The organism is Ahrensia kielensis DSM 5890, assembly GCF_000374465.1.
In the GTDB taxonomy this organism is placed as follows: Bacteria; Pseudomonadota; Alphaproteobacteria; order Rhizobiales; family Rhizobiaceae; genus Ahrensia; species Ahrensia kielensis.
Genome location: NZ_KB894531.1, coordinates 100,734 through 124,607, shown reverse-complemented (window position 1 = coordinate 124,607; position 23,874 = coordinate 100,734). Strand labels below are relative to the sequence as shown.

At 47.8% G+C, this 23,874-nt stretch carries 29 protein-coding genes; 14 read left to right on the top strand and 15 right to left on the bottom strand.

Annotated elements, in window-relative coordinates; all coding sequences use genetic code 11:
• Nucleotides 1-54 precede the first annotated feature (54 nt).
• Entirely contained in the window at nucleotides 55-972 is a 918-nt protein-coding gene (locus C504_RS0112390) for a pirin family protein (protein WP_018689669.1), read from the bottom strand.
• 242 nt (nucleotides 973-1,214) lie between these two features.
• Here C504_RS0112390 and C504_RS0112385 point away from each other — a divergent pair, with 242 nt between their 5' ends.
• The gene (locus tag C504_RS0112385) at nucleotides 1,215-2,009 is read left to right on the top strand and encodes a class II glutamine amidotransferase (protein ID WP_018689668.1); all 795 of its coding nucleotides are present in this window, start codon (nucleotides 1,215-1,217) and stop codon (nucleotides 2,007-2,009) included.
• Here C504_RS0112385 and coaBC read toward each other — a convergent pair.
• The 3 genes from coaBC to ubiE are packed head-to-tail and all read right to left on the bottom strand — an operon-like array spanning nucleotide 2,006 to nucleotide 5,834.
• A complete protein-coding gene (gene coaBC / locus C504_RS0112380) occupies nucleotides 2,006-3,427 on the bottom strand; it encodes a bifunctional phosphopantothenoylcysteine decarboxylase/phosphopantothenate--cysteine ligase CoaBC (protein ID WP_018689667.1) in 1,422 nt (473 codons plus the stop codon). The genes C504_RS0112385 and coaBC overlap by 4 nt on opposite strands.
• A 51-nt stretch (nucleotides 3,428-3,478) precedes the next feature.
• Nucleotides 3,479-5,056 (bottom strand): 2-polyprenylphenol 6-hydroxylase, encoded by a 1,578-nt coding sequence (gene ubiB, locus C504_RS0112375; protein ID WP_018689666.1) that lies wholly within the window; start codon nucleotides 5,054-5,056, stop codon nucleotides 3,479-3,481.
• A gap of 1 nt (nucleotide 5,057) precedes the next feature.
• Nucleotides 5,058-5,834: a bifunctional demethylmenaquinone methyltransferase/2-methoxy-6-polyprenyl-1,4-benzoquinol methylase UbiE gene (gene ubiE, locus C504_RS0112370; protein ID WP_026317457.1), complete on the bottom strand. Its 777-nt coding sequence runs from the start codon at nucleotides 5,832-5,834 to the stop codon at nucleotides 5,058-5,060.
• A 124-nt stretch (nucleotides 5,835-5,958) separates the two neighbouring features.
• Between ubiE and C504_RS0112365 the strand changes: the two genes are divergently transcribed.
• The 3 genes from C504_RS0112365 (at nucleotide 5,959) to C504_RS17855 (ending at nucleotide 8,579) form a co-directional block, all read left to right on the top strand.
• Nucleotides 5,959-6,921 (top strand): adenosine deaminase, encoded by a 963-nt coding sequence (locus C504_RS0112365; RefSeq protein ID WP_018689664.1) that lies wholly within the window; start codon nucleotides 5,959-5,961, stop codon nucleotides 6,919-6,921.
• Nucleotides 6,922-6,977: 56 nt separating this feature from the next.
• Entirely contained in the window at nucleotides 6,978-7,607 is a 630-nt protein-coding gene (gene upp / locus C504_RS0112360) for a uracil phosphoribosyltransferase (protein ID WP_018689663.1), read from the top strand.
• A 417-nt stretch (nucleotides 7,608-8,024) separates the two neighbouring features.
• Nucleotides 8,025-8,579, top strand: coding sequence for a TIGR02281 family clan AA aspartic protease (locus C504_RS17855; RefSeq protein WP_018689661.1), 555 nt, complete (start codon nucleotides 8,025-8,027; stop codon nucleotides 8,577-8,579).
• On the opposite strand, the gene deoA is transcribed toward C504_RS17855, so the two are convergent.
• The 7 genes from deoA to C504_RS0112315 are packed head-to-tail and all read right to left on the bottom strand — an operon-like array spanning nucleotide 8,576 to nucleotide 15,544.
• Nucleotides 8,576-9,886, bottom strand: a complete 1,311-nt coding sequence (deoA, locus tag C504_RS0112345; RefSeq protein ID WP_026317456.1) for a thymidine phosphorylase — start codon at nucleotides 9,884-9,886, stop codon at nucleotides 8,576-8,578. The two genes, C504_RS17855 and deoA, sit on opposite strands and share 4 nt — an antisense overlap.
• 8 nt (nucleotides 9,887-9,894) lie before the next feature.
• On the bottom strand, nucleotides 9,895-10,659 hold the full coding sequence (gene deoC / locus C504_RS0112340) for a deoxyribose-phosphate aldolase (RefSeq protein WP_018689659.1): 765 nt from the start codon (nucleotides 10,657-10,659) through the stop codon (nucleotides 9,895-9,897).
• A complete protein-coding gene (locus tag C504_RS0112335) occupies nucleotides 10,660-11,460 on the bottom strand; it encodes a purine-nucleoside phosphorylase (RefSeq protein WP_156815949.1) in 801 nt (266 codons plus the stop codon).
• Between the two features lie 15 nt (nucleotides 11,461-11,475).
• On the bottom strand, nucleotides 11,476-11,883 hold the full coding sequence (gene cdd / locus C504_RS0112330) for a cytidine deaminase (protein ID WP_018689657.1): 408 nt from the start codon (nucleotides 11,881-11,883) through the stop codon (nucleotides 11,476-11,478).
• Between the two features lies 1 nt (nucleotide 11,884).
• Nucleotides 11,885-12,859, bottom strand: coding sequence for an ABC transporter permease (locus C504_RS0112325; protein ID WP_026317455.1), 975 nt, complete (start codon nucleotides 12,857-12,859; stop codon nucleotides 11,885-11,887).
• On the bottom strand, nucleotides 12,859-14,001 hold the full coding sequence (locus C504_RS0112320; RefSeq protein WP_018689655.1) for an ABC transporter permease: 1,143 nt from the start codon (nucleotides 13,999-14,001) through the stop codon (nucleotides 12,859-12,861). Before C504_RS0112320 ends, C504_RS0112325 begins: the two co-directional genes overlap by 1 nt.
• A 4-nt stretch (nucleotides 14,002-14,005) precedes the next feature.
• On the bottom strand, nucleotides 14,006-15,544 hold the full coding sequence (locus tag C504_RS0112315; protein WP_018689654.1) for an ABC transporter ATP-binding protein: 1,539 nt from the start codon (nucleotides 15,542-15,544) through the stop codon (nucleotides 14,006-14,008).
• Nucleotides 15,545-15,719: 175 nt separating this feature from the next.
• Between C504_RS0112315 and C504_RS0112310 the strand changes: the two genes are divergently transcribed.
• A complete protein-coding gene (locus C504_RS0112310; protein ID WP_018689653.1) occupies nucleotides 15,720-15,935 on the top strand; it encodes a SlyX family protein in 216 nt (71 codons plus the stop codon).
• Here C504_RS0112310 and C504_RS0112305 read toward each other — a convergent pair whose 3' ends face one another.
• A complete protein-coding gene (locus tag C504_RS0112305; RefSeq protein ID WP_018689652.1) occupies nucleotides 15,936-16,754 on the bottom strand; it encodes a DUF4198 domain-containing protein in 819 nt (272 codons plus the stop codon).
• Between C504_RS0112305 and C504_RS0112300 the strand changes: the two genes are divergently transcribed.
• The 5 genes from C504_RS0112300 to C504_RS0112280 all read left to right on the top strand — a co-directional run bounded on the left by C504_RS0112300 (nucleotide 16,753) and on the right by C504_RS0112280 (nucleotide 19,553).
• Complete coding sequence (locus tag C504_RS0112300) at nucleotides 16,753-17,922, top strand: HupE/UreJ family protein (RefSeq protein ID WP_018689651.1); 1,170 nt, start codon at nucleotides 16,753-16,755, stop codon at nucleotides 17,920-17,922. The two genes, C504_RS0112305 and C504_RS0112300, sit on opposite strands and share 2 nt — an antisense overlap.
• An 82-nt stretch (nucleotides 17,923-18,004) precedes the next feature.
• On the top strand, nucleotides 18,005-18,355 hold the full coding sequence (locus C504_RS0112295) for an ElaB/YgaM/YqjD family protein (protein WP_018689650.1): 351 nt from the start codon (nucleotides 18,005-18,007) through the stop codon (nucleotides 18,353-18,355).
• A 38-nt stretch (nucleotides 18,356-18,393) separates the two neighbouring features.
• Nucleotides 18,394-18,780 carry a hypothetical protein gene (locus C504_RS17850; RefSeq protein ID WP_156815948.1) on the top strand — a complete coding sequence of 129 codons (387 nt, stop codon included), beginning with the start codon at nucleotides 18,394-18,396 and terminating at the stop codon, nucleotides 18,778-18,780.
• A 60-nt stretch (nucleotides 18,781-18,840) separates the two neighbouring features.
• Nucleotides 18,841-19,026, top strand: a complete 186-nt coding sequence (locus C504_RS17845; RefSeq protein WP_018689648.1) for a hypothetical protein — start codon at nucleotides 18,841-18,843, stop codon at nucleotides 19,024-19,026.
• Nucleotides 19,027-19,043: 17 nt separating this feature from the next.
• On the top strand, nucleotides 19,044-19,553 hold the full coding sequence (locus tag C504_RS0112280; protein ID WP_018689647.1) for a Dps family protein: 510 nt from the start codon (nucleotides 19,044-19,046) through the stop codon (nucleotides 19,551-19,553).
• 65 nt (nucleotides 19,554-19,618) lie between these two features.
• Here C504_RS0112280 and C504_RS0112275 read toward each other — a convergent pair whose 3' ends face one another.
• Nucleotides 19,619-20,374 (bottom strand): Crp/Fnr family transcriptional regulator, encoded by a 756-nt coding sequence (locus C504_RS0112275; RefSeq protein ID WP_018689646.1) that lies wholly within the window; start codon nucleotides 20,372-20,374, stop codon nucleotides 19,619-19,621.
• Nucleotides 20,375-20,487: 113 nt separating this feature from the next.
• On the opposite strand from C504_RS0112275, the gene C504_RS0112270 reads away from it, so the two are divergent.
• The gene (locus C504_RS0112270) at nucleotides 20,488-20,859 is read left to right on the top strand and encodes an ANTAR domain-containing protein (RefSeq protein WP_018689645.1); all 372 of its coding nucleotides are present in this window, start codon (nucleotides 20,488-20,490) and stop codon (nucleotides 20,857-20,859) included.
• 34 nt (nucleotides 20,860-20,893) lie between these two features.
• Here the strand turns inward: C504_RS0112270 and C504_RS0112265 are convergent, their stop codons facing one another.
• Together C504_RS0112265 and C504_RS0112260 are read right to left on the bottom strand one after the other, a co-directional pair.
• Nucleotides 20,894-21,460 (bottom strand): RNA polymerase sigma factor, encoded by a 567-nt coding sequence (locus C504_RS0112265; protein WP_018689644.1) that lies wholly within the window; start codon nucleotides 21,458-21,460, stop codon nucleotides 20,894-20,896.
• Nucleotides 21,457-21,687, bottom strand: coding sequence for a NepR family anti-sigma factor (locus C504_RS0112260; RefSeq protein ID WP_018689643.1), 231 nt, complete (start codon nucleotides 21,685-21,687; stop codon nucleotides 21,457-21,459). Before C504_RS0112260 ends, C504_RS0112265 begins: the two co-directional genes overlap by 4 nt.
• A 98-nt stretch (nucleotides 21,688-21,785) precedes the next feature.
• On the opposite strand from C504_RS0112260, the gene C504_RS0112255 reads away from it, so the two are divergent.
• The 3 genes from C504_RS0112255 (at nucleotide 21,786) to C504_RS17840 (ending at nucleotide 23,869) form a co-directional block, all read left to right on the top strand.
• A complete protein-coding gene (locus C504_RS0112255; protein WP_018689642.1) occupies nucleotides 21,786-22,580 on the top strand; it encodes a response regulator in 795 nt (264 codons plus the stop codon).
• A 58-nt stretch (nucleotides 22,581-22,638) separates the two neighbouring features.
• Complete coding sequence (locus C504_RS18560; RefSeq protein ID WP_018689641.1) at nucleotides 22,639-22,800, top strand: DUF1328 domain-containing protein; 162 nt, start codon at nucleotides 22,639-22,641, stop codon at nucleotides 22,798-22,800.
• 70 nt (nucleotides 22,801-22,870) lie between these two features.
• Nucleotides 22,871-23,869, top strand: a complete 999-nt coding sequence (locus tag C504_RS17840; protein ID WP_018689640.1) for a sensor histidine kinase — start codon at nucleotides 22,871-22,873, stop codon at nucleotides 23,867-23,869.
• The last annotated feature ends 5 nt before the right edge of the window (nucleotides 23,870-23,874 follow it).

Below are 23,874 nucleotides of genomic sequence, written 5' to 3'. Positions count from 1 at the left end.
GAACCACAATAGTTTAAAAGTTAAGCCCGGCCAAGAGCCGGGCTTTTCTTATGGTTACATCGTTGCGCTTTCACGAATAAAGCTACCATTGCGAAGTTCATCAAAGGCTTGCTGCAATTCTTGGCGCGTATTCATGACAATCGGGCCATGCCAAGCAACAGGTTCTTGGATAGGTTTTCCTGAGATGAGCAAGAAACGAATGCCATGTTCACCGGCCTGAACGGTTACCTCATCACCTTTGTCAAAGACAACGAGCGTCCGGTCGCCAGTCATATCGCGCAAGTGCAATTCATTGCCTTCAACTTCCTTTTCAACCAGAACGCCGAAGGGACGAGATGCATCGCGAAATGTGCCTGAACCGTCAAAAATATAGGCAAACGCTGATCGGTATGTATCAACCTTGAACGATTTTTTCTTGCCTGCAGGAACTGTAATATCGAGATATTGAGGTTCCGATGCAATGCCATCAACGGGGCCTTTCTTGCCCCAAAAATCGCCAACAACCACACGCACAATCGTGCCGTCATCATCAATGATTTCTGGAATATCGCCGCCTGCAATGTCTTGGTAGCGCGGCGATGTCATTTTCAAGCTTGAAGGCAAATTCGCCCAAAGCTGAAAGCCGTGCATTTTTCCAGTTGCATCACCCTTTGGCATTTCCTGATGCATTATGCCTGAACCAGCAGTCATCCATTGAACCGAGCCAGCGCCAAGCGATCCGGAGTTACCAAGCGAGTCTGCATGGTCAACCGTTCCAGCAAGCACATAAGTAATCGTTTCAATGCCGCGATGCGGATGCCATGGAAACCCTTTTTTGTAATGTTCGGGATTGTCATTGCGAAAATCGTCAAACAACAAAAATGGATCGGCAAGCGAAGGATCGCCAAAACCAAAGGCACGGCTTAAATGAACGCCTGCGCCTTCCATTGTGGGCTGCGCGTCTGAAATCTGTTTTACAGGTCTAATGGACATGATGTGTCTCCTTTGACCGTTAAGTTAGATATATTGATCGTATCATTAAAGTGAACAATAAAAGACAATCTGTTCATTTTTTGAGAACGATGGTAGAGCTTCGTCGAAGTCGATACTGTGGTTTTAAGATGGGCTAGTCGAGCACATTTCTTTGATGTAATTATAAGCCACATGTGAATCGGCTCTAGGTGCACATTGATAATCGTCAAGGTGCAAAAGAAGCTGCAGTATAGGAAATAAACATGTGTCGTTGGGCTGCCTATGCGGGACCACCAATTTTCATGGAGGATATGATCCTCTCGCCTGCTCATTCCCTTATTGAGCAATCACAGCATGCTTCAGAAGCAAAAACGGCGATCAATGGCGACGGATTTGGGCTGGCTTGGTATGGCGAACGTAAAATGCCGGGCCTTTACCGTGATATATTGCCTGCTTGGGCAGATACAAATTTACATTCCTTAGCCAAGCAAATTCGCTCAGGCCTATTTTTAGCGCATGTTCGTGCTTCGACAGGCGGGGGAACGAACCGCGATAATTGTCATCCGTTCACCTATGAAAATTGGTCATTTATGCATAATGGCCAGATCGGTAATTTCGACATTTTGCGCAGGAGCTTAGAGTTCCGGCTGAGCGATAGCGTTTACGCGATGCGGCAAGGCAGCACAGATTCTGAATTGATGTTTTTGCTGGCCGTTGAGTTCGGTTTGGCAGAAGATCCAGCACTTGCATTTGAACGCATGCTTGAATTTGTCATATCGGAAGCTGCAAAGCGCGACTTAGACACAATCATTCGTTTTACAGCCTGCTATAGCGATGGACATGCTCTGAATGCGATCAGGTTTTCTACCGATAACCGCCCGCCAAGCCTTTATTATGCAAGCTGCGCATCTGATCAAAGTATTTGTCTGGTGTCAGAACCGTTTGAGCATCCCGACAGAAATTGGACTGCTGTTCCTGCCAATTCTCAAGTGAAAATAGCGGACGGAAAGCTGAGCGTTGCACCATTCTTATCGGTAAAAGCCGCCGCTGTTGCTTAAACTTTGATAGTTACAAGATGTTGGGCAACCAGTTGAGCGAGCTCATGCGCTACTTGCTGTTTGGTCATTTCCGGCCAAGCATCGTTCTTTTTCTTTGAAATAAGCGTCACGCGATTGCGGTCACCGCCCATGACGCCCGTTTTTCCGCCAATGCCGGTATCGGGCGACACATCATTGGCAACGATATAGTCGGCACCTTTGCGTTTGAGTTTAGATGCGCCGTGCTTGATGAGGTTTTGTGTTTCTGCAGCAAACCCAATGACAAGTTGCGGTCTTTTTGCTTCATGGTTCCCGATGGAAGCCAGAATGTCGGGGTTCACGGTCAGCGCAATAGCGTTGATGCCGCCCTTTTCCTTTTTGATTTTTTCATCTGCTTCGGCCGCCGCGCGGTAATCAGCAACAGCAGCCACAAATATGGCTGCATCAGCAGGCAATAATTGGTGAACCGCATCATACATTTCGCGCGCAGTTTCAACATCAATTGTTTTTACATTTTGCGGTTTAGAAAGGCTCGTTGGGCCAGAAACCAGATAAACATCAGCGCCAAGGTCAGCCAGTGCTGTCGCTATCGCATAGCCCTGCTTGCCTGATGAACGATTAGCGATATAGCGCACCGGATCAATCGGCTCATGTGTTGGGCCCGACGTCATAATGATTTTCTTGCCAGCTAAAGGCTTGGGCCGTGTGTCTAATAATTGTTCAATGGCGCCCACAATTTCTAAGGGTTCAGCCATGCGGCCAAAGCCTGCTTCGCCGCTTTCTGCCATCTCGCCAGCGCGCGGGCCAATAAAGTGAATACCATCACTTTGAAGCGTCTTGCGATTGCGTTTTGTAGCTGGATGTTCCCACATTTTGGGGTTCATTGCAGGTGCAATAAGAACTGGCTTATCGGTCGCCATTAATACAGTGGATGCAAGGTCATTGGCCAAGCCGTTGGACATTTTGCCCATAAGGTCGGCTGTCGCCGGTGCGACAACAATAAGATCGGCTTCGCGCGAAAGCCGAATATGCCCGACATCGTGTTCTGCATTGCGATCAAACAGTTCAGTAAAAACCGTATCATTCGCGATTGCGCCAATCGATAGTTCGGTGACAAATTCTGTCGCCGCTTTTGTCATAACTGGGCGCACAGATGCACCGCGTTCGCGTAAGCGTCGTATGAGGTCGAGGCATTTATAAGCAGCAATGCCGCCGCCAATAATCAGGCATATGCGCTTGCCTGCCAGTGTTTGAGACGAAGGGTCAGAGACTGAAATTGGCGCAGGTGCAGATGCGGGAGAAAGCAGGACTGGTCCAGCTGCCATTTGCGCAAAATAATGCCGCGCTTCTTCTTCCATGGAGCGGCCATTGCTGGCCGCGCGCTTGCGAAGCGCTTCTTTGATTTCAGGTTCAAGATTGCGAATAGTAATAGATGCCATGATTTCAATGAAATCATAATGTTCTTAAAAATGCAATCAATGATTTCAGTGTTATGTGAGCGTCCAAGCGATATAGAGAGCGCTTAGCGCAATAACCCATAATGCACGACGTCCCCAACGACTTTCCTTGGCTTCAGCCTTGCCGATCGCTTTAACGGTTGCAGGATCGAGTTTCATACCGTTTTCAGCCATGGCACCCACTTCATGCGCGAGCTGTTCAGTGCGGTTTGCAAGTTCCGGCATAGCCTTCATAAGACGCAAGCCTGCTTTAATGCCGTTGCGCGCATCATTAACCACGGCTGCGGGCCCAAGATTTTGCCGCACCCAATCGCCAACAACTGGCTCTGCGGCCTTCCACATGTTGAATTGCGGGTCGAGCATGCGCGCATTGCCTTCAACAACCACCATCGTTTTTTGAAGCAGCAATAATTCAGGCCGCGTTTGCATATCAAAAATTTCAGTCACATCGAACAACAGGGTCAAAAGATTACCCATTGATATTGTTTCGGCAGGTTGGTCGTGGATAGGCTCACCCACAGCACGGATTGCTTGCGCAAAGGCGTCAATATCATGGTGAGGCGGCACATAGCCTGCCTCGAAATGAACTTCTGCCACGCGTCTGTAGTCTCGCTGAATAAAACCGAACAGGATTTCAGCAAGAAAGCGCCGTTCTTTCATGCCAATGCGTCCGGCAATACCCATATCAACAGCGACTATGTCGCCTTTAGCATCCACAAATAAATTGCCTGGATGCATGTCCGCGTGAAAAAAACCGTCGCGCATCGCATGGCGCAAGAAACTTTGTATGACATTGACGGCAAGTATATTGAGGTCATGGCCCGCTTTCGTAAGCGCTGCCGTGTCGCTCATCTTGATGCCGTCAACCCACTCCATTGTCAGCACATTACGGCCGGTGCGAACCCAATCGACTTTGGGAACGCGAAAATCAGTATCGTCTTTTGTGTTTTCGGCAATTTCAGAAAGCGCGGCTGCTTCCAAGCGAAGGTCCATTTCAATGCGCGTAGACTGTGCGAGCGTTTGCGCAATCGCTGTTGGGCGCAGTCTGCGTGTCGCTGGGAAATATTTTTCCTGCAGATTGGCAAACATAAAAAACGTATCGAGATCTTTCTGGAAACGCTGGCGCACGCCGGGACGGATGACTTTAACTGCAACTTTCTTCTCAGACCCATCGGGCATTCGCACATAGGCAGGATGCACCTGTGCAATTGATGCTGCAGCAACCGGCTCTTCAATACGTGTGAAAAAAGTATCCCACTTTGCGCCAAGTGAGTCTTCTAGACGCGCGATAGATTGCGCCGTTGGGAATTGTTTCATCTGATCTTGCAAAGTCGCAAGATCAACCGCCAAATCTAATCCAATAATGTCAGGGCGCGTTGCCAAAAACTGACCAAGCTTTGCATAGGATGGGCCAAGGCGCGTGATCGCATTGTTCATACGCTCGACATTATTTAGCCGTCCAGCGCGTCTGCGCGACATTTTCGTCGCAATTTTATGGGCCGTTAGCGCAGGTCCGCTCAAGCCTTCGCGCGGCATGGCTGCAACAACGCCTTCGCGTGCGAAAACCCAGCCAGCTTTAATGAGGCGAAATCCTGCTAAAAATGATGACACGTTAGAGTTTCCATCCGGAATGTAGGGCGGCAATACCACCCGTATAGTTACGGTATGTCACGCGCTCAAAGCCAGCCGTTTCAATCATTGCTGCGAAATCTTTTTGATTGGGAAATTTGCGGATCGATTCGACCAAATATTGATAGGGTTGTGCATCGCCTGTTACCATCTTGCCAACAGGCGGTATGACCTTAAATGACCAAGCTTCATAGAATTGTTCGAGCAACGGCACATCAACTTCAGAAAACTCTAAACACATAAAGCGGCCGCCGCGTTTTAACACACGCCGTGCTTCACGCAGTGCCTTGTTGATATCCGGCACATTGCGAATGCCAAAGGCAATCGTATAGGCATCAAAACTATTGTCTTCAAAAGGTAGTTCTTCTGCGTTGGCTTCAACGAAATCAAGATTGTCGATGAGGCCATTTTTAATCGCTCGCTCGCGGCCGACCTCCAGCATAGAGCCATTAATATCAAGAACTGTGGTGTGAACGTTTCGGCCAGATGCTTCGACGATTTTAAAGGCGATATCGCCCGTGCCGCCAGCAACATCCAGTGAACGCCAATTGCCTCGCTTGGGAGGATTGAGCTGCGCAACCATTGCTTGCTTCCAAGCGCGATGAACACCCGCAGACATGAAATCATTCATAATGTCATAGCGCTTAGCAACGTGGTGGAACACCGCGTCAACTTTTTGCTGCTTATTGCCATCCTCGACTTTTTCAAAGCCGAATGATTGCTTCATGTCTTCGCCGACACCGGTACGCGCTGTGGACATAATAAAATCCTTGGTTTCGTTTAACGGCAACATACCCTATGCCGCAAAAATAGCCGCTTTGCCAAGTTGCCGCATGTTACAATAGTAAATAGGTTGGCAAAAAGAAAATAGAAGGGACATCGATATGGTTCTTAAAGCAGAAATCCATTGCCATTTGGAAGGCGCGGCCAGCCCTGCACTTGTTGAAAGTCAGGCGCGTAAATACAATGTCGATGTTTCTAACATTATTTCGAACGGCGTTTTTGTCTGGAATGACTTTACGCAGTTTTTAAAATGCTATGATGGCGCAGCTAATCTTTTTCGCTCCGCCGATGATTACGCCTTGCTGAGCGAGACCTATCTCAATGAGCTTGCAGATGATGATTGCATTTATTCAGAAATGTTTATCTCAACGGACCACGCACGCGCTATCGGCATCTCGGAGCAAGATTATATTGACGGCATTGCAGAAGGCATGCGCCGTGCAAAAGAAAAAACCGGCATTGAAGCTCGAATGATTGCAACGGGCCTGCGCCATGGCGGCCCAGAATCAGTGCTCAGAGCTGCCAAATATATTGCGGGCAACCCGCACCCACTGATCACGGGCTTTGGTATGGGCGGCGATGAACGCATGCACCACCCCAAGGATTTCGCCCCAGGATTTGATGTTGCGCGGGATGCAGGGCTTGGCATAACGACCCATGCTGGTGAGCTGGTTGGTCCGCAATCTGTGCGTGATTCGCTTGATTATATTAAGCCATCGCGCATCGGTCACGGTGTTCGCGCAATTGAAGATCCTGATCTTGTGAAGCGCTTAGCCGATGAGCAGATTGTGCTTGAATGCTGTCCGGGCTCCAATATTTCACTTAAGGTTTATGACGGGTTTGAGGATCATCCCTTTATGGCGCTGCGCGCAGCGGGCATTCCTGTAACGCTCAATTCCGATGACCCACCGCATTTTCATACGTCACTCAAACGCGAATATGAAATTGGTGCCAATGAGTTTGGTTTGAGTGACGTTGAATTGACTCAAATTACCCGCACAGCGATTAAAGCAGCCTTTGTTGACGAAGAAACACGTAAGCAATTGCTGGCAAAACTGGATTAGAGCTTTCGCGCAGGTTTTACGCGTATTAAGGTCGTCCAAATATCAGGAGAGTTTTCATGAATGGTGTCACTGTTGTTTCCCACCCACTGGTTCAGCATAAGCTTACCCAAATGCGCAAAGTTGAAACCTCAACGGCGGGTTTTCGCAGACTTCTAAGAGAGATTTCACTGCTTCTTTGTTATGAAGTGACGCGTGAATTGCCGATGACATCGGAAACAATTCAAACACCGATTGTTGAAATGGAATCGCCTGTTTTAGATGGCAAGAAACTTGTTTTCGCTTCAGTTTTGCGCGCTGGTAATGGACTGCTTGATGGCATGCTTGATCTTGTGCCGTCGGCACGCGTTGCCCATGTTGGACTTTACCGCGACCATGAAACGTTAGAGGCAGTTGAATATTATTTCAAAGCGCCTGAAAGCCTTGATGAGCGTTTGACAATTGTTGTTGACCCTATGTTGGCGACAGCGAATTCAGCGATTATGGCGATTGATAAGCTTAAAGAGCGTGGCGCGAATAATTTGCGGTTTGTCTGCTTGCTTGCAGCACCAGAAGGCATTGAAAACTTCACCAAAGCGCATCCTGATGTGCCGATCATTACCGCATCAATTGACGAGCGCTTAAACGAAAGCGGTTATATTGTACCTGGTCTTGGCGATGCGGGTGACCGCATGTACGGCACAAAATAGATAGATTTTTCAACAGCCTTTCATGTGAAATGGCGTGGCCTGAAGGCAGCATGATCCAATTAAACCGAAAGCGCGTGTATTGGATCTTGTGCGCGCTGTTGGTCTCAATGGGGCTTTTGGGCATGATCTTGGCGGCAAGTTATGCGCGCAGCGATGGGGAAATGCCTCCAGAATTCGCAATTGTGACATGGATAATGTTGCTAGGCATAATTGCAACGGTCCTAGGTCTCGTCTGGGTAGCAGCACGAAAGTTGTTAGGTAGAAGCTAAATATGTCGTCTGCATCACGATGCCGCTTACAAATAGACCGCATTTTAACAAATGTTTTTACATCTTTTTGACGTTGCTAATTGTTTGCTGACAGCGTTAACGGCCTTGCTAGTTTTCTTGCGTATGGTTTTTGCAAGGAGACTTTTGGATGTTAAGACTTTTACTTGCTGCGGGTATTATTTCGATCAGTGCTTTAAGTGCTGTGGAGTATTTGAAGCGAAATAAGGCTCATCTAAACGCAGGTCAAACGACGCGGCAGGCAACAGAACAAAAGCAATTAACTAAAGCAGATAATAAGCCGCAAACTGTTAAAAAGACATCGCTCCGCTTGTCGGGCGTTGAACACATTGCGCGCGACCAAACTGGCCATTATCGCAGCAGCATCAAGCTTAATAATTTCAATGTGCAAGGCCTTATCGATACGGGCGCAAGCACAATTGCGATCAATGAAACCACAGCGCGGCGCGCAGGTATTCGGCTTAAACCATCTGATTATATCTATGAGGTAAGCACCGCGAACGGCAGCACCAAAGCTGCCCGTGCGGTCATTAGGCAAGTTACACTTGGCTCCATTCGCATCGCGGATGTTGAAGCGCTTGTGATGAAAGATAGCTCTCTTAGTACGGTTCTGATCGGTATGAGCTTTATGAATAAGCTGCGTGGTTTTGAGTACAAATCCGGCAAACTGGTCTTACGGCGCTAAGATACTAAATCAGCGATAATTGCTCTGCTATCCGGTACTTTTGAGTCGATCCGGTAAGCTTCAAGAATAGTAGTCTGCGCCTTATCTGCATCTGCCTCACTCTTTGCGTGAACAGTACAAAGAGGCTGACCTTTTTCGATTTTGTCGCCGATCTTTTTTAATCGACTAAAACCAACGGAATAGTCGATCTTATCGCCGCCAGCACGTCGCCCGCCGCCCATCTCAACAACCGCAACACCGATAGAGCGCGTTTTAATGTCTGCGATAAACCCATTTTCAGGTGCTGGAATATCTCTTATGACCGCAGCGCGCGGCAAATATTCATCATAGTTTTGCATGATGTCGGCAGGGCCGCTGAGCCCATGAACCATCTGGGCAAATATTTCAGCAGGGCGATTGCTGCTAAGCGCTGAACGGACATGCTCTTCAGCTTCCTCTTCGCTTTTGGCCAATCCAGCGATGAATACCATCTGTGTCACAAGCGCGATCGTGACAGCCTCAAGTCTGTGATCACGGTGCGTACCGTTTAAAAATTCAATGGCATTTTTAACTTCCACCGCATTGCCGACAGTACTGGCGAGCGGTTCATTCATGTCGGTTAATAGCGCAATGGTTTTTGTGCCTGCGCCGTTTCCAACACGCACGAGACTTTCAGCAAGCTTTCGCGCATCGTGTTGTTCGCGCATAAAGGCACCATCGCCAAATTTAACATCCAGTACCAGCCAATCAGGGCCTGCGGCCAGTTTCTTTGATAAAATCGACGCTGTGATCAAGGATATATTTTCAACCGTCGCAGTGACATCGCGTACAGCATAAAAGCGTTTGTCAGCCGGTGCTAAAGCCGCTGAAGCGCCAATGATCGCGCATCCAGCTTTGCGTGTTATATTTAAAAATTGTGCGGTTTCTGGCTCGGATATATAACCGGGTATTGAATCCATTTTGTCGAGCGTGCCGCCAGTATGGCCAAGGCCACGCCCAGATATCATCGGGATATCAAGACCACACGCAGAAGCCAGCGGCGCTAGAATGAGCGAGACATTATCACCAACACCGCCGGTGGAATGCTTGTCCGCAATCGGGCGTTTTAAGGTTGGCCAGCTGAGCACATCGCCGCTGTCACGCATGGCAAGCGTTAGCGCAACGGTTTCCTCATCATCCATGCCTTGGAAATAAACAGCCATGGCAAAGGCGGCGATATGAGCATCGCTTGCGGTTTCATTTTGAATGGCCGTAACGAAGTCGGAAATATCACCATCGCTCAGCTTTAGCCCATCGCGCTTTTTAGCGATTATTTCCTGCAACAACACGGCCACGATTAGTAGCCCTCTGATGTCACAGTTTCGCCGCCTTCAAGCGCAGCAAGTATATCGTTTAACATTGCGGACGAACCAAAGCGCAATGTATCAACACCGGCCCATTCTGGTCCCATAATTTTATCAACAAGCGCCAGATAAGCGCCGCAATTTTCAACGGTTTTTATACCGCCTGCAAATTTTAAACCGCGCGATTTATCGCCAAACTCTTTTAGAGTTTCGAGGATAGTTTGAGCAGCCTCTAGTGTTGCATTGATTTCTACTTTGCCTGTCGAGGTTTTTACAAAGTCCGCACCTTCTTCCAGTGCAATAAGTGTGGCCTGCTTGATGAGGCTAGGCTCCATCAATTCGCCAGACTCGATAATGACTTTTAGAATTGCTTGATTGTGGGTTACGGCACGAATGGTCGAAACCATATGACGCGCGGTGTCAGCATCGCCATTTTTCAAGGCTGTGTAAGGCAAAACAAGGTCAATTTCGTCGGCACCATCGGCAACGGCTTGTTTTGTTTCATGCATTGTCGCACGCACATCGTCGCCGCCTGCAGGAAAGTTTACAACCGTCGCAACCTTGACGTTGGTGTCAGCTAAAATGGTTTTAGCTTGAACAATAAAATCAGGAAAAACGCACACTGCCGCTGTATTTCCAAATCGGGTTTGTGCTCTTTGGCACAATTCAATAATGGCATCCGATGTGCAGTCATCATTCAAATTGGTCAGATCAATGAGACCAAGCGCACGGTTTGCTATTTCTGTTCGGTTGGTCATTTAATCCAAATCTCTAATGGCTTTTACCAAGATAGCCTGTAGCCGTTTCCCGCCAATGGGAGCCATCTCTTTGGTTTCATCATGGCTAAGTTCAGAGCCGGTAATACCTGCTCCAAAGTTTGTAATAACCGAGCAAGCTGCACATTTTAGGCCAAGAAAACGGCCAATGATAACTTCGGGTACTGTGGACATTCCAACGGCGTCTGCACCGAATGTGCGTGCCATGCGTATCTCGGCAGGTGTTTCAAAGCTAGGGCCGGAAAACCACATATAGACACCCTTGCTTAGTTCAATTTTGGCTTCTCCTGCTGCTGCTTCAAGTGCAGCGCATAGCGATTTATCATAGGCCGATGTCATGCCAACAAACCGGTCGTCAGTTTCTTCGCCGATAAGAGGGTTGGTGCCTGAAAAATTAATATGATCGGTTAGCATCATGACAGAACCGGGCGGCATATCATCGCGCAATGAACCCGCAGAGTTCGTCAATATAAGGCGCTCAACACCAAGCCCTTTAAGAAGCTCCAATGCAGGGCGCATCGCGTTGGCATTGCCGTTTTCATAATAGTGCGCACGTCCTGAAAGTATAAATACCGGCTTATCGCTTATGGTGCCGGCAACAAGTTCGCCCGCATGGCCAGAAACGCCGCTAGATGGAAAACCTTCAAGATCACTATAGGAAAAGCGGATGGGGTTTTCGAGCGCATCAACAAGCCCGCCTAGGCCGGAACCGAGCACAAGTGCGGTGCGCGGTGCCAAACCGTCTAGCTTTTCAATGATCGTGTCGATTGTCGTTTTCAATATTAGGCCTGCTTTGGTTTAGTTTGTTTTCGCCAGAACATCAGATTCAAATCCGTGCGGCAGGAGATCGGCCATAGTCACTGTTTGCACGATGCCCTCCATCGTACAGAGATGTACTTTTGCTTCGGCTGGTGCAAATTCAGCTAACCGTTGACGACATCCGCCACAGGGCGTGCAAATGTCCTTTTTCTCCGCGATGACGCAAATATCGGTTATCTCGCCGCCGCCAGCCATGACGAAGTGAGAAATGGCCGTTGTCTCAGCGCACCAACCTTCTGGAAATGAGATAATTTCGATATTGGCACCGGAAAAGATGTGGCCATCCTTGGTTAAGATAGCGGCACCAACCGGAAAGTCCGAATATTTTGCGTGAGCCTTTTCCATTGCTGTTTTAGCTGCAGAAAATAACGGGTCTAGGTCGGCCATATCAGCGTTCCTTCACATAGGGTTGCCCACCGGCTTTCGGCGGGATCGCTTTGCCGATAAATCCAGCAAGCAATATAACTGTCAAAATATAAGGCAGCGCTTGCATGAACTGTGCTGGAATTTCAAATAGCCCAGGGATTTTGATACCTGAAAACCGTATTGCAATCGCATCAAGAAAGCCAAAGAGAAGGCAAGCATACATCGCATTAATGGGTTTCCACTTGGCAAATATCAGCGCGGCGAGTGCGATAAAGCCTTTGCCCGCTGTCATATCTTTCACAAAGCCGGCATTTTGAGCAACCGATAGATACGCACCTGCAAGGCCGCATAATATGCCGCAACAAATCACAGCGCGGTAACGCAGCCAAACGACAGAGATACCTGCCGTATCAACAGCTGCCGGATTTTCACCAACAGCACGCAACCGCAGCCCGAAGCGGGTTCTAAACAAAACCCACCACGTTAGCGGCACCGCTGCAAACGCCACATAAACGAGAATAGAGTGGCCAGACAAAAGCTCAGAGTAAATTGGGCCCAAAACGGGTATGCCGTTGATACTATCGGCGAAGGGCAAATTTATAGTTTCAAAACGGCTTCCGTCTGAACCGAGCGGCGGTGTTCTGCCACCTTGTCTAAACCAAGCTTGGCCAAGAATAATTGTTGAACCAGCGGCAATAAAGTTGATCGCAACGCCCGATACGATTTGGTTGCCGCGATGCGTAATCGACGCAAAGCCATGAACCAGTGATAGGGCGATTGAGACTAAAATAGCAGCAACAAGGCCTATCCACGCAGAACCGTAAACCGATGCCGCTGCGGCTCCCGCAAATGCGCCAGCCAACATTTTTCCTTCAAGGCCAATATCGAACACACCTGCGCGCTCTGAATAAAGTCCTGCCAAACAAGCCAGCAGCAACGGCACAGAGAGCCGAACAGTTGAGTCAAGAATTAGGATGATTGTGTTAAACGCTTCTATCAATGACCCTCTCCTGTGGTTGCTGGTGCAGCTTTAAGAGAGCTGTCTGCAATACGTCCAAAAAACAATGAAATATAAGGGCGGAACATGTGCTCAAGCGCTCCAGCAAAAAGAATAACGAGACCTTGAATAATCACGATCATATCGCGGGTAATCGCTGGCATCTCAAATGACATTTCTGCACCGCCCTGATAGAGCATGCCGAATAAAATAGCCGCAGGAATAATCCCTGCAGGGTGTGAACGGCCCATGAGCGCCACAGCAATGCCGACAAATCCAGCACCTGTCACAAAATCAAGCTGCAAGCGCTCTTGTGCGCCCATAACAGGATTGAGCGCCATCATACCGGCAAGACCACCTGAGATCATCATAGTTATAACAATGATCTTGGTTGTGTTGATGCCTGCATATTGCGCCGCTTTCGGGCTATGGCCCATGGTGCGGATTTCATAACCAAGGCGCGTGCGCCATATGAGAATCCACACAAGAAACGATGTTATCAACGCCAAAAGAAAAGTGATGTTTAACGGCGCTCGGCGAATCGTGAAACCAAAGGCCTCAATCATCCAATCCAATCTTGGAAGCGATGCACCTTCAGCAAATGGGCGTGTTTCAACAGCCATCTGCCCGACAGGCTTTAAAACATCAACCAAGAGGTAGACCATCAATGACGCTGCGATGAAGTTAAACATGATCGTTGTAATAACAACATGGCTGCCGCGCTTGGCTTGTAAAAGAGCTGGTATTAACGCCCAAAGGCCGCCAAAAGCTGCCGCGCAAAGTGTGGCGATGGGCAGGTTGATCCACCACGGAAAAACGCTGTCAAATGCAAGACACCCAACAGCGACACCTAAACCACCAATATAGGCTTGGCCTTCGCCGCCAATATTAAAGAGCCCGCAGTGGAAAGCCACCGCAACGGCAAGTCCAGTGAAGATAAAGTTTGTTGCATAGTAAAGCGTGTAGCCAATGCCATCGCCGGAACCAAAAGCGCCTTCAACCATCAAGACAGCTGCGCGAAGCGGGTTTTCGCCAACAGCTAAAACAACAAGACCTGCGACCAGAAAAGCGACGGTTAGATTAATAAGAGGAATAAGCCCGTAATCGACCCACCGCGGTAATTGTGAATAAGGCTGTGCCATGGGTTTACTCCGCCGCTTCTATTTTATCGTTCGTAACACCGGCCATCAAAAGGCCAAGCTCGCCTTCGGTTGCTTCTGGCCCACACTCACCAACCACCTTGCCGTCGAACATAACGATGATCCGGTCTGCAAGTGAGCGAATTTCATCAAGCTCAACAGACACCAACAAGACAGCCTTGCCCGCATCGCGCATTTCGATAATCCGCTTGTGAATAAATTCAATGGCGCCAACATCAACGCCGCGTGTTGGCTGGCCGACGATTAAAACGGAAGGGTCTGTTTCCATCTCACGGGCGAGCACGATCTTCTGCTGGTTGCCACCAGAAAAATTCGCAGTCTTTAAGCGGCAATTGGCTGGACGAATGTCGTATTTTTCAATCTTATCGCGCGCATCATTGCGAATGGCTTCGATATTGAGCATCGGGCCAGATAAATAACTTGGATCATCATGATAGCCAAGAATGGAATTTTCAGCCTCTTCAAACGCCAGAACCAACCCCATATGGTGACGGTCTTCTGGAACATGGGCCAGCCCGCGTTTGCGCAGCATGGCTGGATCGGCCTGCCCAGTAACATCAATCGGTTCTCCGTCTAAAAGAACGCGTCCTTCTTTTGCCGGTCTTATGCCGGTAATCGCCTCAATCAATTGGCTCTGCCCATTACCCGCCACACCTGCAATGCCAACAATTTCACCGGCACGCACATCAAGGGAAACATTTTTGACCATATCGATGCCGCGTGAATCGCGCACGGTCAGGTTTTGAACAGCAAGCTTTATTTCACCGGGGTTCGGGTCGCCCTTTTCTACGCGCAGCAAGACGCGGCGGCCAACCATAAGCTCGGCTAATTCTTCGACAGAGGTTTTGTCCGTTTTGCGTGTCGCTACAATCGTGCCTTGGCGCATCACAGATACTTCATCGGTCACGGCCATGATCTCACGCAATTTATGTGTGATCAGAACGATCGTTTTTCCCTGTTCTTTTAACTGTTCGAGAATGCGAAATAGGTGATCTGCCTCTGATGGTGTCAACACCCCGGTCGGTTCATCAAGAATGAGAATTTCAGCGCCTCGGTAAAGCGCCTTTAGAATTTCGACCCGTTGCTGAATACCAACAGGCAGTTCTTCAATGATCGCGTCAGGATCAACATTCAGCTCATATTCTTTCTCTAAGCGAACAAGTTCTGAGCGTGCTTTGGAAATGCTGCCTGACAAAAGCTGGGAATCTTCAGCGCCAAGAATGATGTTTTCAAGAACGGTAAAATTTTCAACCAGCATGAAGTGCTGGTGAACCATGCCAATGCCAAGCGCTATAGCGTCATTGGAAGAGTTGATCTTGGTGTTCTTGCCATCAATGCTAATCTCACCGGAATCGGCTTGATAAAACCCGTAAAGGATCGACATGAGCGTGGATTTCCCCGCGCCATTTTCACCGATAATACCGTGAATAGTTCCCTGCTTGATTTGCAGATTGATATCGCGGTTCGCTTTAACGGGGCCAAAGCTCTTATTAATGCCGGCCAGTTCGATTGCATATTCTGCCATACAACACACTCAAAATTTGATCAGTTGGTCAAAGCCTAGCAGGTCCAGCTTGATAATCTAGCCCTGCACATAAGCTGTAGCCGAACAAAATCAGTGATATCAACTTAAAATCGCAAGAGACAGTGCGCATTAGAAAGTGTTATGCTCTTAAGAACAAACTTTATGCAGAGGATTTATGATGGATCGGGCTGAAACCACACGTCTTGATGATTTGGAAATTTTGGCCGCGCATCAAGCTCAGATGCTTGATGATCTGAACGGCGTGGTTGTTGAACAAGGCAAAATTATCGCTGATTTACGCCGCCGTGTTGAAGCGCTAACTGGCCGTATCGTAGAATTTGAGTCTGATGCGAGTGCTGCCGCGCCAACGCAAAAGCCGCCGCATTGGTAATCAGGGCGTCGCAAAGGTCATATTGGCCCATAGCGTTTCCCAGACAGCATTTTTTTCCTGCGCGAGCGCATTTGCGGGTTGCCGAATAACAACTGCATCAAGTTGGTATATGTGGTCCGGCTTTACCGCGATTGTCGCGATGCCGTCATCATTGGTTCTTGTCGTGAACACCCGCACATCGTCTTCGGCATCCGCAGTCTTCTCAAAAACTTCGACCTGAGCATTTTTGCGCGGGCTTCCCTGATAAAGAACCTTCACATCAAACCCATCATCTAGCTTATCTGTGTAAGGGTTTTCCAGCGCAACGATTTCAGTTTCTAGTCCGTAAGAGCGATCAGCGCCCCTCGCATTGCCGACACCAATAAGGCTCTTGGCATAACGCGAATAAACTTCTCGAAATTTATCTTTTGGAAAACCGCGTTGTTCATGTTCAGCAAGCGTGTTTTCAAAGGCCTTATGCGTGACAAAAGACGCAAATTTATCAAACTCCGTATATGTGACGATCATATCGTTTGACTGATATAGGAGAATGTTCAATCCTTCGCCCAATGCATTAATATCAACAGTTGGACGATTGCCAAGGCGCCCTTCTACAGGTTTAAGCTGATCGGCTAGCGCTATGTCAAAGCGTTGAAAACTGTCTGGAAAAAAAGAGTAGGTACTGCCTTTGAAGTTTTGTCCCACTTTAAGATTGCTGACGATTTTCTCATCCACATCTATTTCATAGTTCACACCTTCCAGCCACATTTCGTGTGCGCTGGCAGGAGCGCTGAATAAGCAGGCAACAGACGCAAATATTCTAAGGCGATTAATCCACATGTTCCGTAACCTTTATAGTTCCATGCTTCCCAATGTGTCCTTCACTGGGTTTAAGTCAAGTTTGCTGATGATCGCGCTCTTGTTTGCTGCAACGTTACCAGCGGCATATGCGCATGAAACGCGGCCAGCAATTGGTGACCTTATTATTGATGATAAGGAAATGGTGCTTAGCGTTGATGTTAATCTGGAAGCATTTGTTGCCGGGGTGAATTTAAGTGAAGTTGAAGACACCAACTTGACTGAACAGGCCGCAGATTATGATAGCCTGCGCGCATTATCGCCCGATGAAATGGAGCAGAAGTTCCGTGCGTTCTGGCCGCAGATGCAGTCTGGCTTCAAAATCATGGCGGGTGAAACAAAAATAATACCGGTGCTTGATCGTGTGGAAATTTCAGACGAGCTGAATGTGGAATTATTACGTGATTCCAAGCTCACATTGCGCGCAGAACTCCCCGAAGATGATACCTCAGTTACCATTGGCTGGGAGCGCAAGTTTGGCCCTTTGGTGCTGCGCCAACAGGAGGGTGGACCAGAAGCTTACACGGCGTTTTTGCGTGACGGGGAAGTTTCCGCTGCAATTCCGCGTACAGGCGGGGTCGATGAAAGTGCTTGGTCTGTATTCAAGCGTTATATTGTCGCCGGCTTCGAGCACATTTTACCGCTTGGGCTAGACCATATTCTTTTTGTACTCGGTCTGTTTTTCCTATCGCCTAAACTAAAGCCGCTGCTTTTGCAGGTAACGACGTTCACTTTGGCCCATACATTGACCTTGGCTTTGGGGATATTGGGAATTGTTAATATTGCGCCTGAAATTGTTGAGCCTCTTATTGCCGCGTCGATTGTCTATGTCGCTGTTGAGAATCTGATGACCAGTGAAATGAAACCGTGGCGCCTCATTGTCGTGCTGCTTTTTGGCTTATTGCATGGATTGGGCTTTGCATCGGTTCTTGGCGAATTTGGTCTTGATGGCAGCCGCTTTGTTACCAGCTTGATTGGATTTAATATCGGTGTGGAGCTGGGTCAGCTAACGGTTATTGCCATGGCCTATCTCGCGGTTGGTCTGTGGTTTAGCCACAAACCTTTCTACCGCACTTATATTTCTAACCCTGCCTCCATCTTAATTGGACTTGTTGGTGCTTATTGGTTTGTCGAGCGGGTTTTTCTTTAATGCGTTGAAGAAAGTTGGAACCAAAGCTGGGCTGCTTCGTTGTTTGGGCAAGTAAGATCAACAACGAATATTGGAGGCCCACATGGCAGCGGCAACAAAAACGAGCGCAGCATCGCGCGCTAAAGAAGTTTTAAACGGCGCTAACAATGCAAATAACGTTGAAGCGCAGCTTGAGGCGTTAAAAGCAGATGTGAGCAAGCTCACACAGGCGCTAACTGAGGCTGGAAACGAGCGATTTAAAGAAGCAAAAAGCAGCGCAATTGAAGCGTCGGAATATGCTTCCGAAAACGCTCAGCAAACCATCGCGCGTCTGCGTGGTGAGCTTGAAACGCTCGATCAAAAAGTATCAGAGCAAATCCGAGAGCGGCCATATCAGGCACTTGGCATAGCGGCAGGTGTTGGCGTTTTAGCTGCGCTGCTCTTGCGTAAGTAAAGCCAATGAATGCTTTTCTGCCACTCCTCATTGGAGCAATGAAGTCCGATGTCGCGACGACGGTTAAGCGAACAAAACGACAAGTGATCCTATATTCGATCCTTTGCCTGTTCGCATTAACGACTTACGTCCTCGCGATTGTTGCGGCCATTACATACGCTGCAACTTATCTTGGAACTTTCGAGGCTATTTTAATTGCAGCGGCAATTTCTGCAGCAACCAGTCTGCTGGTCGTCGCTGTCTTAGCGATCTTGAATTACCGCGATAAGAAAGCGCGCCGCCGTATGGCTTATAATACGGTTGCGGTGGCTCAAATGGGTGCAAGTTCTGTGTCGTCTGTGACAGGCGCTATGAATTTAAAGAAGTTGCTCATGGTGGCTGCAGCAGCATTTGCGGCGACGAAATTATCACAAACACGCAAGTAATTCATTTCAGGGAATGCTGCACTGTCTGTAGGCGCCCAAAGATAATGAAAGGGTTTTATCGTGCCAAAAACCGTAAAATCAGAAGTGGAAGCCAAGCAGGGCAGGAAAGGCATTCCAGTGCTCAATGTGCTGCTTATAGCGATCGGCTTGGCATTTGTCGTCTGGTTCGGCGTGGAGCTTTTCTTTAGCGATACGCAATCTGGCGGCATGGTTCCCAACGAAAATGTTCAAAGCGAAACACAATAATTGAAGGAGTTTATATCATGGCGAAGGTCACAGCTTTAAATCCTAAAACACGTAAAACGACACCTGAAATTGGGCTTGAAGAAAGCTATCTCGAAGAGGCCTCTAAAGGGCTTTCAGAAGTTCTTGCGTCTACGTACAAATTGATGATCAAAACGCAGGTTTACCACTGGAATGTTGTTGGACCGCTCTTTGGCCCGATTCACGAATTGACCGAAGCACATTATAATACGCTGTTTGAGGCAATCGATATTATTGCTGAGCGTGTGCGCGCATTGGGACATATTGCACCTGTTAATTTTGGTGACATGAAAAACTTTGCACCAACAGGCCACAGTGTCGATAATTCCAGTGCCCACGACATGGTAGCTGATCTGATTAAAGATCATGAAGCTGCTGCACGCACAATCCGTGAGGTTGGATCTAAAGCAGGCGAAGCAGGCGATATGGTAACCGAAGATATGCTAACCGCACGTCTCACTTTCCATGAAAAAGCCCTGTGGATGCTTAAAGCAATTGTATCCGATTGATAGTTGAAGAATATAAAGTATGAGGACGCGTCGGTTTTGCCGGCGCGTTCTTTTTTATGGGGCTTTTAAATAAATGGCCGGCGTTTTTCGTCTGTATGTTCCCATCCGGCAAGTTCTGATAAGCGCGCCTCATCAAGAACAAGGCAGCCGCCATCACGCCATTCGATAAGTTTTTTCTCGCGGAGCTTTTTCAGTGTTTTGTTCGTATGGACAATTGAAAGCCCCAATGTATCCGCGACATGCTGCTGTGTAATTGGAATGACATTGTTCTTGGTTGTAAATATGCCCGAGTTACGCGCGCGTCGATTTAAAAACGCTAATAAATATGCTGAACGTTCCAAGGCCGAGCGCCGTCCTATTGATAATAGGTGCTCATCCAAAATGCGCTCTTCGCGCGCTGCGATCCACGTTATATCATATGCAAGGCTTGGGTGTTTTGAGAATAGATCGGTCACCTTATCACGTTCAAAAACACAAAGCGTTAGAGGGCTAAGGGCTTCAATGGTGTGTTGCATTTCGCCTGTTATGCTGCCCTGCAATCCCAGCAGATCGCCAGGCACAGCATAGTTTAAAATCTGCCGACGCCCGTCTTCGAGTATTTTGTAGCGAAAAGCCCAGCCTGAAAGTAAAGTATAAAGATGCGCATTATGTGCGCCATCAACGATAATGGTTGTGCCTGCATCGGCCGTGAGTTCGCCCGTTTTAAACTTTTCAACATAAGCGAGTTCATCGCCTTCAAAACGGCGAAAGGCCTCTAGTTTACTTAAGGGGCAATGTGCGCATTCCGTGCGGTTCGGGGCGCGAGACTTACCATTTTTCATGTTTTTCCATTCAACTCTGATGGCATCAGAGTATAAATAATTTCGCTTTATATGTCTTATTTAAATGACAGACCCAATTGGCCCTGCGAGTTGCGGTGTTTTCGGAGCTGGAAATGTCAATTGGTTCTGTTCAACTTATTGCAATCGTCGAACGTGAATATCTCATCTCAATAGATATAGAACGCATTATAGCTGATCACTTTAACTGTGAAATCCATGTAATAATGCCAGACGATGCTCAAGAAAAACTATCGGCGATCAACTATGATGTCCTAATCATTGATGCTGATATGCCGAGCGAGATCATAAGCGGCCTTGTGTCTGTAATCGCGCGTTCAAACCCCAAAGTCGCCTTGCTCACGGTCAGCGATGTTGATCCTGAAACCTATATTCCGTTCCCTTATCGTGCAGCAATAGCCAAGCCGTTTACGGATGAGCAGGTTGTTAACACGCTCACCTCATTACTGTTGGCCAAGGTGGTTTAGATTTAGGGCACTCATTTTGTTGGGAAAGAGCCTATTATCTGGAATAGGCGCGTGATCCGATTGAGGCTGCATTTGCATCCATCACATAATCTGATGCGCCTTTAACATCGAGAATTTCAGCAAGGCGTAACCGTGCTCTACTGACGCGGCTTTTAATCGTACCAACGGCGCAGTCACAAATTTCAGCAGCTTCTTCATAGGAAAAACCCGAAGCGCCGATTAAAACAATGGCTTCGCGTTGATCTTCTGGCAGTTGATCGAGCGCTTTTTTAAAGTCTTGCATATCAAGCGCACTGTCTTGGCCTGGATGAACAGCTAAGCTGTCTGTAAATGTGCCTTCAGTATCCTGCACTTCACGGCCTTTTTTGCGCATCTGGCTGTAGAACTCATTACGCAAAATCGTAAAAAGCCAAGCTTTCATGTTCGTTCCCATCTGGAAACTTTCATTTTTCGCCCAAGCTTTAAGCACTGTATCTTGAACAAGATCATCAGCTTTGTCTGCGGCACCAGTTAAGGAATACGCAAATGCGCGCAAGCTCGGCAAGCTGCCAAGCAGTTCCTTTTTAAAACCTGGCGCTAGTTCTTTCTCAGCAGTACTCATTTATGGCCGCCTTTGGTGTGGTTACTTTCAGCGGCGTCCAACTGTTCCAACAGATCAAGGAAGCGATCTGGAATAGTCTGGTCTTCAACTGATTTATAAAGGGCCTGAAGTTTAGTGGAAATTTGAGTGCTAACTTCGCTAGCGGAGTTGTTGCTGTCCGCTCCTTCTTGCTTTAATTTTTTATTTTGTGAATACGTCATTGAAATCTCGATAATTGATCTAGCCATATTAAACGCGCTAACGAAAAAAAAGTTCCGCGCATTGGGAACTTTTTTTGATACGCTTCATTTAGCTTACGACGAAGATCTTCAAAGGAATACAAATAATGACTTTATCTACGCGTATTGCAGGGCATTTACCACTTTTACGTCGGTATGCACGCGCTGTAACAGGTTCGCAGACGTCGGGTGATGCTTATGTGGCGGCAACGCTCGAAGCGCTTATTGCAGATGTGGGTGCGTTTCCAACCGCTTCAAGCGATCGTATTGCTTTGTTCAAGATGTTTGCAGGTATTTTTGCGTCATCAGATGTGAAAATCCCAGAAATCAATTCACCATTTGCTTGGGAAAAGAAAGCTGCTCAGAATTTATCAAATGTGGGCACAGCAGCACGGCAGGCTTTTTTGCTGGCATCACTAGAAAATTTCACAGCAGAGGAAATTGGTGAAGTGCTCGACCGTGAGAAAAATGAAGTCGGAGACTTGCTGGACGAAGCGTCTTCGCAAATCGCCGAGCAAGTTACGACCGAGATTATGATTATCGAAGATGAGCCGCTCATCGCTATGGATATTGAGGCTATGGTTGAGGACTTGGGCCATACTGTGTCAGGCATAGCGCGCACGCACTCAGAGGCTGTAGAGCTATTTAACCGCACAAGCCCTAAAATGGTGCTCGCCGATATTCAATTGGCCGATGGCAGCTCTGGTATTGATGCGGTCAATGATATTCTAAAGACCGCTGACATCCCTGTGATTTTCATTACAGCTTTCCCTGAAAAATTGCTGACGGGCGAACGGCCTGAACCTGCATTTCTTGTCACAAAGCCTTTTGATCCACAGATGGTAAAGGCCTTAATCAGTCAGGCACTCTTCTTCAATGAATCTGAAAGTGAAGTTGCTTAATTTGGAACAGAATCAGCAGTTGAGCGTTTAGTTCTCAGAGAATAAATAGGAGAGAACAATGCTACATTATGCACTTATATTCCTCGTTGTTGCGTTAGTTGCAGGCCTACTGGGCTTTAGCGGTATTGCAGGAGCGTCAGTTGGAATCGCGCAAATTCTGTTTTATGCATTCTTGGCTTTTCTGCTGATTTCAGCAGTCTTGACGCTGGTGCGTAGATAATAAAATAACATCAGGTGTTGCTCTAGCGGCACCTGATGTGGCGTAATTAGAGTAATTAAAGGGCTAGACTGTGAAAAGAAACCTGACGTGGCACCGCAAGGACTATAGGGAAGATCGCTTTCGTGATGGCCTCATCCTTGCGCTGGTACACTCAGGTGTTTGTGTATGCGCGCAGGCCGAAAGCGGCGAATATCTATTCGTTGCGAATATGCACAAGCCTTGGCATTTTGATCAAGATACTGATCCTGTTGATACGGAAATCTTCGGCGAGGACTTAGGGCAAAAATTGAAGCTTGCTAAAAGCCGAGTCATGGAGAGCCGCGAAACAGAAGAATTTGAAGTTCATCTGCCGGATAGCGGCTTTTATCAAATCATCATTGATTTCGTTGCAAGCCCCTATGGTGCACCCCTCATTCTAACAATGATTAAAGACATATCTGAAGAGCGGCATCGTGAGCAGGTTTTGAAAAACCTTTTGCGCGAGCTTAGCCATCGCTCAAAGAACCTTCTTGCGATCGTTTTAAGTTTGGCTTCGCAGACCGCGCGCGGGCACTCTGATCTTGGTGGGTTTTTGAAAATCTTTCGCGGGCGCATTTTTTCTTTGTCCGCATCGCAGGACTTGGTCACCGATATGAGTTGGTCGGGCGCTGGTTTTCATGATTTAGTTGAAAATCAGGTCAAAAAATACTTCCCCGAAGATGTTTCAAGAATCAAAGTTAAGGGCGCTGACCCTGTTTTAACGCCCAATGCAGCCACCCATGTTGGTTTAGCGCTTCACGAGCTTATCGTTAATTTGGCAAGCCGCGACGCCCAAAATGAGGGCGCTGTCTCAGCGGTCATTGATTGCTGGGTACTGCCCAATGAAGCGGGTATTGATGAAACTCATATTACTTGGCGTGAGAGCGCCGATTCAGGTGCTGTCCAACCCGAATTTACGAATGTTTTCAGTGAGCCGATGTTACAGCGTATCATACCGACTTCTGTGAGTGGTTCTGCCGAAATAGAAGTGGATGGGGGGACTGTAAGCTATTCATTGGTATTCCCATCAGCAGAGAACCGGCATAGCTAAGTCAT